Consider the following 2,132-nt stretch of genomic DNA (forward strand, 5'->3'; position numbering starts at 1 on the left):
CTGCTCACGCTGACCGCCGTGATCTTCGCCGCCTGCGCGGTCTATGCCCTCAGGGAGAACGACCGGCCCAGGCCACAGGCCGCTCTCTTCCTGTTTCTCCAGTCGGCCTGCCTCGGATTGTTCGCCGCGCAGGACCTGATCGTGTTCTTCGTCTTCTTCGACCTGTCACTGGTCGGCATGTACTTCGTCATCGCCGGTTGGGGCCATGGCCACGCCGCACGCTCGGCGCTGAAATTCTTCCTGTACACGTTCCTTGGGTCTTTGGCCCTGCTACTCGGTTTCATCGGCTTGTACCTTGGCGCCGACCCGCACACCTTCGATATGGTCAAGCTCGCCCAGTCTCCCCCCTTTCAGAACAACCCCGTCGCGGGCGGCTTCGTACTCGCCGCCATCCTCATCGGCCTCGCAATCAAGACGCCCACGTTTCCGTTCCACACCTGGCTACCGCCGGCCCACACCGATGCCCCCGCCATCGGCTCCGCCGTGCTAGCCGGCGTGCTGCTGAAAATGGGCACCTACGGTTTCGTGCGCATCGCCATGCCCTTACTTCCCGACGCGTGGCGATCCTGGGCCTGGGTCATCGTCGTCGTCGGCATCGTGTCAGTGCTCTATGGCGCGCTCGTTGCCTTGGCCCAGACCGACGTTAAACGGATGATTGCTTACACCTCGGTCAACCACATGGGCTACATCGTTCTGGCCGTCGGCGCCGCTGGCGTCGTCAGCGACAGCTCCGCCCAGGCGCAACAGCTCGCCGTCACCGGCGCCGTCGTGCAGATGGTCAGCCACGGCCTGATCACCAGCGCACTGTTCCTCCTCGCTGGCGTCCTATACGAACGACGAAAGAGCTACGACCTCAACGCTTTCGGCGGGCTCGCGGCACCGGCACCCCGATACGCGGCATTCTTCGCCGTCGCCGCCTTCGCATCCCTCGGACTGCCCGGCTTCAGCGGATTCATCGCCGAATTCCAGATCTTCGCCGGCAGCATCGGAACCGTACCGCTGAGCCTGATCGCACTCCCCGGCATCCTCATCACCGCGGCGCTGTTCCTCCTCGCATCGCAGCGTCTCCTCACCGGCAAAACGCGCGGGTTATCCACCGGGTTTAGCGACCTGAACACAAACGAGACACTCTCCATCGGCTCGCTGCTAGTTCTCTCGGTAGTCATCGGGGTGTTCCCGCGGTTCCTACTGGACATCATCGAACCCGCAGCATCCGTCGTCGTCAACCTGGTCAGCCGGTAGCTGCCCGTGAACGTAACGCTGGACACGCTCGCCCTCCTGCCGGAAATGTGCGTTCTCAGCGGGGCGATCGTCGCGCTCCTCGCCGGGTCATTCCTCCCCCGGAACCACCAAGTCGCGACCCGGTGGATCGCCATCCTGGCACTGATAGCGAGTGCGGTCGCGACCACAGGCGGGATGATGCAGCCATCGACGACGATTTTCGAAGCGAGCTTCGCCGTGGACATCGGCTCCGGTTTCGGCCGAATCATCATTGCCCTGGCAACGATCTTCGTCATCGTGCTCGGAATCGAGGAACTCAGCGGCACGCGCCGGGAAAGCGAAACGTACGCCCTGCTGCTTCTCGCCGCCCTCGGCGCCATGCTCCTCTCCGGCGCCAGCGACCTCCTCATCCTCATCACCGGATACCTGCTCACCTCAATCCCGCTATATGCCCTAATCGGAATGAGTCGTTCCCCCCGTGCCGCCGAGGCGGCAATGAAGACGTATCTACTCGGAGCGCTGCTCGGAATCATGATGATGCTAGGCGCCACCGTGCTGTTCGGAGTCGGCGGAGGCACCTCGTACCGTCAGCTGGAACCCGCACTAGCCGATGCCCCGGCCGCCGCCGTGGCCGTCGGCGTCGTCGGAGTGCTCGGCGGACTAATGTTCAAGGCCGGCGGCGTGCCGGGACACTTCTGGATTCCAGACGCGACCCAGGCAGCCGGCACGGCTGTCGCAGCGTTCCTCACCACCGTTCCAAAGATCGGCGCTCTCATTGCCGCCTACCGGCTGCTCGACATCATCCCGGCAAGCATCGACTGGCCACTATTAGTCGGGGTTCTCGCCGCTGCCAGCATGACGCTTGGAAACCTGGCCGCATTCTGGCAAGACGACGTTCGCCGGCTGCTCGG

General features: G+C 64.0%; 2 protein-coding genes. Both read left to right on the plus strand.

Going from position 1 to position 2,132, the window contains the following annotated elements:
• On the plus strand, window positions 1-1,242 hold a 1,242-nt coding region (locus CXY75_RS00105), incomplete at its 5' end, for a NuoM family protein (RefSeq protein ID WP_104080880.1).
• A gap of 6 nt (window positions 1,243-1,248) precedes the next feature.
• Window positions 1,249-2,132, plus strand: an 884-nt coding sequence (locus CXY75_RS00110) for an NADH-quinone oxidoreductase subunit N (protein ID WP_304481701.1), incomplete at its 3' end; no start/stop codon positions are given.

Source organism: Cryobacterium sp. Y11 (genome assembly GCF_002929535.1).
In the GTDB taxonomy this organism is placed as follows: domain Bacteria; phylum Actinomycetota; class Actinomycetes; order Actinomycetales; family Microbacteriaceae; genus Cryobacterium.